This window comes from Anabaena sp. UHCC 0204, from assembly GCF_009711975.1.
In the GTDB taxonomy this organism is placed as follows: Bacteria; Cyanobacteriota; Cyanobacteriia; order Cyanobacteriales; family Nostocaceae; genus Dolichospermum.
On sequence record NZ_VIKW01000011.1, the window covers coordinates 127,895 to 136,193 of the forward strand.

The 8,299-nt window shown below is 37.1% G+C and carries 10 protein-coding genes; 1 reads left to right on the forward strand and 9 read right to left on the reverse strand.

Annotated features, from left to right (window positions below; genetic code table 11):
- Positions 1-108 precede the first annotated feature (108 nt).
- The 4 genes from FJR04_RS11845 to FJR04_RS11860 form a co-directional block, all read right to left on the reverse strand.
- The gene (locus tag FJR04_RS11845) at positions 109-600 is read right to left on the reverse strand and encodes a hypothetical protein (RefSeq protein WP_168494889.1); all 492 of its coding nucleotides are present in this window, start codon (positions 598-600) and stop codon (positions 109-111) included.
- A gap of 210 nt (positions 601-810) precedes the next feature.
- Complete coding sequence (locus FJR04_RS11850; RefSeq protein ID WP_168494891.1) at positions 811-1,116, reverse strand: hypothetical protein; 306 nt, start codon at positions 1,114-1,116, stop codon at positions 811-813.
- A 404-nt stretch (positions 1,117-1,520) separates the two neighbouring features.
- Positions 1,521-1,928: a hypothetical protein gene (locus FJR04_RS11855; protein WP_168494893.1), complete on the reverse strand. Its 408-nt coding sequence runs from the start codon at positions 1,926-1,928 to the stop codon at positions 1,521-1,523.
- A 38-nt stretch (positions 1,929-1,966) separates the two neighbouring features.
- Entirely contained in the window at positions 1,967-2,227 is a 261-nt protein-coding gene (locus tag FJR04_RS11860; RefSeq protein WP_168494895.1) for a MoaD/ThiS family protein, read from the reverse strand.
- A gap of 40 nt (positions 2,228-2,267) precedes the next feature.
- On the opposite strand from FJR04_RS11860, the gene FJR04_RS11865 reads away from it, so the two are divergent.
- Positions 2,268-3,599 (forward strand): Rieske 2Fe-2S domain-containing protein, encoded by a 1,332-nt coding sequence (locus FJR04_RS11865; protein ID WP_168494903.1) that lies wholly within the window; start codon positions 2,268-2,270, stop codon positions 3,597-3,599.
- 64 nt (positions 3,600-3,663) lie between these two features.
- Here the strand turns inward: FJR04_RS11865 and FJR04_RS11870 are convergent, their stop codons facing one another.
- The 5 genes from FJR04_RS11870 to FJR04_RS11890 all read right to left on the reverse strand — a co-directional run.
- The gene (locus FJR04_RS11870) at positions 3,664-4,269 is read right to left on the reverse strand and encodes a J domain-containing protein (protein ID WP_168494905.1); all 606 of its coding nucleotides are present in this window, start codon (positions 4,267-4,269) and stop codon (positions 3,664-3,666) included.
- 98 nt (positions 4,270-4,367) lie between these two features.
- Positions 4,368-4,961 (reverse strand): ATP-dependent Clp protease proteolytic subunit, encoded by a 594-nt coding sequence (locus tag FJR04_RS11875; RefSeq protein ID WP_168494907.1) that lies wholly within the window; start codon positions 4,959-4,961, stop codon positions 4,368-4,370.
- A gap of 164 nt (positions 4,962-5,125) precedes the next feature.
- A complete protein-coding gene (locus FJR04_RS11880; RefSeq protein WP_168494909.1) occupies positions 5,126-5,788 on the reverse strand; it encodes an ATP-dependent Clp protease proteolytic subunit in 663 nt (220 codons plus the stop codon).
- 221 nt (positions 5,789-6,009) lie between these two features.
- Positions 6,010-6,588 carry a Uma2 family endonuclease gene (locus FJR04_RS11885; protein WP_168494911.1) on the reverse strand — a complete coding sequence of 193 codons (579 nt, stop codon included), beginning with the start codon at positions 6,586-6,588 and terminating at the stop codon, positions 6,010-6,012.
- A 220-nt stretch (positions 6,589-6,808) separates the two neighbouring features.
- On the reverse strand, positions 6,809-8,299 hold a 1,491-nt coding region (locus FJR04_RS11890; RefSeq protein ID WP_168494913.1), incomplete at its 5' end, for a pentapeptide repeat-containing protein.

The window sequence follows — 8,299 nt, forward strand, 5'->3', positions numbered from 1 at the left end:
AGCAGTCATTTGTTCAGTATAACGATTAATTGTGATTGCTTTTGGCATTAAAGCAGGGATTATCAAGAAAGAATTCAGAATTTAATTTTCTGTAATTCCGCAACTTTTTCACCTAATTAATCCATCTCGCCAGCGAGTGATGGCTCGCAAATATGCTACTATAGGAATCTGATAAACTTCAATCAAGATCCACACAATAATTGCTAAATGTGACAGAAAAGTTAATACTGTCCAAATAAATGGAATCCAGCTTACAGGATCATGAGGAGTAGGCGGAAAATAATATGTTGTTATACCGATGATAGTAGTAGGTAAAACAATAAAAGCAATTGCCGCTAAACCATAACCCCAACTTAATTCCACATCTCCTAATTGGGTTTGTGTCCATTTAACTCCATTCCAAGACCAGATTAATGGGGGTTCTCTCGCAGGCATTTTTATTTGCTGTTGTTCCAAATTGATGGTAAAAATCTCATGACAAAAATCACAAGACATAGCTTCCATCATTGGCATTTGGGAAATTTTACCAATGTGACAAACTGGACAGGGATAGTCTTCTTGCCAGTTTAAAGGTGTGGAGAGAATTGGGGAATTTGGCATAATTAAATTCTAGTTTTAAAATTGATAATTAATTGGTTTTGACAATAATTGGATATGAAGAGAAATTTAATTTTTCTAATAAAACAACCTAGTTTATTGGTAAAACCAGGTTGGAAAAAACTGACTAATGCCATTTTTCGATGAGAATGGACTTTATTTTTGGGTGTAGAGACAGTCTCTAGAAAGTCTCTACGGTATTGATCTTTGTAACTAATCTAGAAAACCCATCAAAATTTCGGAATCATCAAAAGTATTTGGGGCTATGGGACGGTTTCCGAAGATAGAATAGTTGTCAGCGATCGCTAACGCACTAGAACCAATGGGACGAATACCAGACAAGTTAATGCTATCAACCACTTGGAATGTGTTTGCACCTATGGGACGAATTCCCATAGAGTTGTAGGTATCAACTACTTGTAAAGTCCCTGTAGTAATGGGACGGACTCCAGCAACTACGATTATTCCCTGAGTACCTTCTTCGGGATTGACACTAGTATCTTGATTATTTTCTTCCACTGTTATTTCTCCTTTGTATCTGATGACACTTTCTCAAACTAAATCTTTGTTTGTTAAGTGAATTTTACAATAATTAAGGAAAGAATTATTTCTTCCCGCATATCAAAGTTTAACCTTAAACAACCAGATCCCACAGGCAAAATCTGAGATTGATATATTTTTTGATGAGGTTAGAATCCTGATTGTATCAAGATTTCAGTCAAAAAACTTGGTCTGTCTATCATCTATCTCCAGTGAGGCGGTGTATTACTTATATTATAGCAGCTAATATCCACTTAATTTAGTACAAATAAGTTAAATCAAGTTATAAAATTATTTTATATTCTCCATTAACAATTGATAATTTTTAAAACCTTTCCTTACTTTCAATCTTCTATTTTTTAGGTAATTGTCAATTATCAATTTTAAATTATTAAATAACTATGCCATTTGGGTTGAGAATTTTGACGGTTTTTTTCTGGTATTAGTAATCGCCAACTTTTACCTTCCTTCTGAATTTGTAGATAAACTTCAAAGGGTTTTTGAACTTGGTTAAAACTGCGTTTTTGTGATTTGATAGTAAAGTCATAATTTCCCTGCACCCGATAAGCTGGTAAGTTTTCAATGGTGAGGGGTTGTTCTTGGGTAATAGATATGCGCTGTATATTAAATTTTTGGAAATTTAAATCTAGCTGTTGATTAAGCTGCTGCTGGGTTTGTTCTAGCTGTAGTGCGATCGCTTTCTGCACTAACTCCGGTGTCGGTAATAGGGCAATACTACTACAAGCTGTGACTAATATCAGCAAAATTGCGGTGAAAACAAACCTGATCATGTTTTTATAATCCTCTCTAGTGTTAATATAGCCTTATTTTAACCACCATTCACTGGCGGAATTAAAACCACTTCATCACCATTTTGGAGGATAGTATCTGGTTCAACAAATTGGAAATTAATCCCAAAGCGAGTTAATTCACGCCATTTGCTCAATTCTGGGTGTTCAGCAATTAAGCGATCGCACACCGCTTTAACTGGTGTACCATCAGATAAATCCAATACTAATTCAGACACACCACAGACTTCTTGATAAGCAGCAAATAACTTAACGGTTACAGCGATCGCAGATTGAGACATACAATTTTTTATATCCTAGTTTATTAAATATAGAAGCGAAATGCAGCCTGAATTTAACTTTTTTCAACACTGGTATCCTCTTTCACCCATTGAAGACATTAATCCACAGCGGCCTACACCTGTAACCCTGTTGGGAATGCGTTTAGTAATTTGGAAACCTCAATCATCGGCAAATTATCGAGTATTTTTAGATCAATGTCCTCATCGTCTTGCACCCTTGAGTGAAGGCAGAATAGACGATAAAACGGGTAATTTAATGTGTAGTTATCACGGTTGGCAATTTGATGATCAAGGTACTTGTACACATATTCCCCAAGCCGAAAATCCCGAACTTGTTGCTAAAAATCAAGATAATTTTTGTGTAATTTCCTTTCCAGTCCGACAAGAAAATGAATTACTTTGGGTTTGGCCGGATGCTAAATCAACAGAACTAGCTGCCACTACACCACTACCTTTATCACCCCAACTAGACGCTAATCAAGGATTTGTGTGGTCTAATTATGTCCGTGATTTAGAATATGATTGGCAAACCCTGATTGAAAATGTAGCAGATCCTAGTCATGTACCTTTTTCTCATCATGGGGTACAGGGAAATCGAGATAAAGCTAGACCTATACCAATAAATATTATCCAATCAACGATCAATTTAATTGAAGTTGATATTGATAGAGGATTACCAACAAAAATAATTTTTGAACCACCATGTAGATTAGAGTATACGATTAATTTTGGTGACTCTGGAAAAAAATTAGGACTTGTTACTTATTGTATCCCCATATCTCCTGGTAAATCGAGAATTGTAGCTCAATTTCCCCGCAACTTTGCTAAAAGCTTGCATCGGTTAACACCACGTTGGTGGAATCACATTTATGAGAGAAATCTAGTATTAGATGGGGATATGATGTTGCTAAATCAGCAAGAGTATTTACTTCAACAAAAACAATTAAGTGAAAGCTGGAAAACAGCCTATAAATTACCGACAAATGCAGACCGTTTAGTAATGGAATTTCGCAATTGGTTTGATAAATATTGTCAAGGACAGCTACCTTGGAATGAGGTAGGATTTAGTGTTTCAGAAAACTCAAAAATCAATGACAACCGTGCCGAAATGTTGGATCGTTACAAACAACATACCCAGCATTGTAGTAGTTGTAGAAATGCACTCAAAAATTTCCAAAGATTGCAAATAGCACTTTTAGTATATTTTGTAATTACTATTTCTGGAGTTGCTGTTCTTCCTGATAGTTTACGTCTTAATTTAGGTTTACCATTAGTAATTACAGCCCTTTTGGGTTTAGCAGCTTATAGTTGGTTGCAATTTTCTCTCATCCCTAAATTCTACTTTGTAGATTACATTCATGCAGAGAAATAAAAATTAGTAGTAAGGGCTTTGGCCATTTAAAAACCTAAAAGTAAGCGATAAATCGCTTACTACTTTAAAATTTGATTTCCAAACGTTGTAAATCCTGCTGTACCTCATTCCATAGAGCTTTATTATATGGGTCAGTTTTTAGGGCTTTTTTTAGATAAATTCTGGCTTTTGGGAGTTGTTTTTCCGTAATTAACGCTCGTCCCCAGATTTGATAAGCGATCGCTAACCATTGTCGCACTTCCGCATCTGCTGGTAAACGTGCCAGTAAAGCCTCGGCTAGAGCGATCGCTTGAGGAAAACGTCTTTCCTGCAAAAACCGCTGTAACTGTTCATACGTCTTCCACTTTAACCGTTGTTCTATATCCTCTAAATTTGGTGGATGAGATGTAACCGTTGTTTTTGGTGCTGCTGGTTGAGTTTTGACTTCTGTAGGCTTAGAAACTGTAGTTTTAACATAACTAGACTTTGGCTTAATTTCTTCCACTGGTAATAACGTTTGGAGAAATTTATAAGCCTCCGTCACCGCAATAAATTTATCTTTTGCTTTGAGATCATCTGGATTGATATCAGGATGATATTGCTGTACCAGTTGGCGATAGGATGCTTTAATATCAGCAAAAGAAGCGCCTGACCTTAAACCCAATACACGGTAATAATCTTCAATATCCATCTTAATTCGCTCCAATTCAAAATTCAAAATTAAAAATTCAAAATCAGTATTAATTCTTTTGAACTTTACATTTTGAATTTTGAATCATTCTGCACTATCTACGGACGTTCTTCAATAACACGATCAATTAAACCGTATTCCTTAGCTTCTTGAGCAGACATGAAAAAATCACGATCCATGTCTTTTTCAATTTTGGCTAAAGGTTGACCTGTATTATCAACATAAATTTGATTTAGCTGACTACGGATTCTTAAAATTTCTCTAGCTTCAATTTCGATATCAGAAGCTTGTCCGCGAGTCCCTCCGGAAGGTTGGTGAATCATAATCCGGGAGTGAGGTAAAGCCATGCGTTTACCCTTTGTACCCGCAGTCAATAGGAAAGATCCCATCGAAGCAGCTAAACCGACACAGATTGTCACCACATCAGATTTGATGTGTTGCATGGTGTCATAAATAGCCAAACCAGATGTCACCATACCGCCAGGGGAATTGATATATAAATAAATATCCTTCCCTGGATCATCGGAATCCAGATACAGCATGACGGCAATAATTTGGTTGGCAATTTCGTCATCTACATCTCTTCCTAAGAAAATAATTCTTTCCCGGTAAAGACGATCATAAATGCTAATCCAATCTGTATATTGTCCACCGGGCATCCGGTAAGGAACTTTAGGAACGCCTATAGGCATTTTTACGACTCCAATTTTAATTTATTAGGGGAATTGGGAATTGGTAATTGGGAATTGGGAATTGGTAATTGATAATTGGTAATTGGGAAGAATAAACTCCTATATTAGTGCCTCCTCCCTCTTGCCTTCTTACTGTCACCTGTCACCTGTCACCTGTCACCTTCTTAAAGCACACTTGCGGGGAGTGGGGGGTTTGCGAGTTCTTCTTTTTCAAAAACTCTGTCAATCAAACCGTAATCCCTAGCTTGGTAGGGAGTCATGTAGAACAGACGATCCATATCCTTACTAATTTTGGCTATTTCTTGTTCAGTCGTGTGAGATAGAATCTCCACCATTGAAGCTTTATTTGCCAAAACTTCCTTAGCACGGATTTGAATATCCGTAGCTTGTCCTTGGGCATAGCTCTTAGGCTGGTGCAGGATAATAGAAGAATTGGGTAAACTAGCACGACAGCCTTTTGTTCCAGCACTAAGAATCATCGCCGCCATACCCATAGCCGAACCAATACAAATGGTGTGGATAGGAGGCTTGATATATTTCATAGTGTCATAGATAGCGAAGGCTTCGGTTTCAAAACCGATAGGTTCGCCACTGTAACCAGAAGTACCTGTAGAGTTGATGTAGATTTTAATTGGTTTTTCGGGATCATCGGACTGCAAATACAGCAATTGGGCGACGATTAATTCCGTAACAGACGGAACAAGTGGCATACCCAGATACACAATCCGCTCCTTCAATAGTAGAGACGGTAAATCTGGCGGCGGTGTCCGGTAGGAGCTATCGCCGGAATAGGGGGCTTGCACAGCCTTGAGGTGAGAAATATCCATAGCAACTAATCGCCTGAAACTATGCCGTTAATGTATTACATCCTAGCGCGATGCTCACCCAATTTAGGGTGTGGATTTCTCCCTGATGGTGAAAAAAGCTAGATTTTAAAATATTTGGGTCTTGAGTACCAATTATGTCAAGTACAGCAGAATTCAAAAGGTAGGAGCGCAGTATTTACGCCTTCAATTGTATGGCATCCCACCAAGAACGGTTATATATTTCATGAAAAAATCGGTTGTAAATCTAAAATAAAACCGGGTAATACATTTTCTCCTGATAAGTTTGCAGGAGATTGTAAAATTTCTATTTCTTGATTTTGGCGATATATTTCTACTTGTTTATTTTTAGGATTAATTAACCAACCTAACCGCAAACCATTGGCGATATATTCTCGCATTTTGGCTTGAGTATCTGCTAAATCGTCGCTTTCAGAAACTAATTCAATCACAAAATCAGGACATAAGGGCAGAAACCTTTTTCTTTGTTCTGGTGTGAGTTCATTCCATCTTTCTATTTTTATCCAAGACACATCAGGCGAACGGGTAGCACCATTAGGTAATTTAAACCCTGTGGAAGAATCAAAAGCTTTTCCTAAACCTTTTTGGCGATTCCAGAACCAAACTTGTCCGCCTAATTCTAGGTTTCTATCTCCAGTTTCTCCTCCTGTTGGTGACATGATACTTAATTCTCCTTGAGCCGATAGTTCTAAACGTAAATCTTTATTAGCAGCGACTATTTCCACAAATTTATCATCTGTGAATTTTAGTGATTTTGGTATTTGTAAAGTTATAGCAGTCATGATTTATCCCTCGTGACTAATCTCTGGTTAAGGAGGTTCTATTTCTCATTTTAACGGGATTTTTAGAAAGGGGGCGGTTATAAAGGGGCCGTTAGAAACCGCATCTACACAGACGAAACCCACCTTCGTGGGTTAAATTTCAGATTTTTGTTAGTCCACGGAGGTGGACTTTGGTTGTATAGCTGCGAATTTTATTCGCCCAAAATATTTAAAATATCCTCTAACCTAAACCTAGAACACTAGAAATTAGTGGTAAAAGTTTACTACATTGCTCAACTAAAGTTGCAGCACTTGGTAAGCTAGAAATTGTCCCTTTCAAAATCTTGATTGCTGTTTTCGCTGCTTTTTGCATCGCACTTTCTTGAGGATTTTTACCTGCTTCTGCTAAAGATTTGATTTGTTCTAAAGCCTCAGCTTTATCTTCTTCACTTAAATTTTTATCAGCCTCAATTGCTGTTTGCAGTTGTGTCAATAATTCTTTAATTCCCGGTTTCTCTGGTTCGGGTGAAGATGGTAATTCATTAATGGTATTTGTGACTGTACCACTAATTACACCTAAATTAATTGTTCCTTTTGCATTAAAATCTCTGCCAACATTAATATTACGGCTAGAATCGTTATTAGACATATCAATCTCCACATCTGTTGCTTGCTTTTGAAATATAACAGTTTTAGTATCACCAGCTTTCTCTGCTAAAATGCGACTAATATTCATCATTTCTGTCAAATTTTTACGCTGTTCCTTTATTTCTTCATACTGTTTGTCTGACAAGGTTCTATATCTTTCTACCTCTTGGAGTGTTAATTGATACTCTTGCATTAATTCACGATGAATTCTCTCTTTGTCTGCATTAAGAGAGACCTTAACTCTAACAACAAATGTACCATCTTTATTTTCGATACTTTGGATAGATAATTCTGTATCCTTATTTTCGTCTTGTACAATTTGAAAAGTCTTAACAAAAGCTTTCCAGTCAATACCATCACGGAAAATTAAATCAACAGTATTTAAAACTTCTTCAAATAATTTTGTAAATTCTCCTTGTTGAAATTCCCCACTGCTAGGACGACGTTCGCGGTTATCTGTTACTGGTTTGCAATCTTCTAAAAGATAAACAAAGCGACAATCTACATTATCTAATATAGTTGTACTTTCAATATTCCAAGCTTTCACACAAGCACCTGTCATTTTAGCATTGGTGAAATTAGTACCAACGGCTTGAGCAAGAGTCAGGTTTGCCCATTCTAAATTAGCTCCTTGAAAAGTGGCTTCAATAATATCAGCATCTTTTAAATTGGCCTCTTTCAAGTCTGCATCTTTCAGGTTTGCCCCTCTGAGGTTAGCACCAGTATAAGATTTACTCCTACCATTTAGAGTAATGAGCAAATTGAGAACAGCAGGGTTACTCAATATAGTATTACCAGGTCTAGCAAAATCAAGTTTTTTGACTTCATAAAAACGAGTGCGTGTTATATTTGCTGTTCTGAAATCTGTGTTTTTCAGAGTTGCACCAGTAAAATCAGCATCAGTTAAATAAGCACCACGAAAACTTGTGCCACCTGTAGCAGCAAAAGCAATGGCAAATGAACGAATCCAAGGATCTCTTTCATCCCCCTTAAAACTACGCCAGCCTATATAAGCACTAAAAGGTACAAAAACTACGGCTCCGGCGAAGGCTACGGCTCCGGCGAAGGCTCCGGCGAAGGCTCC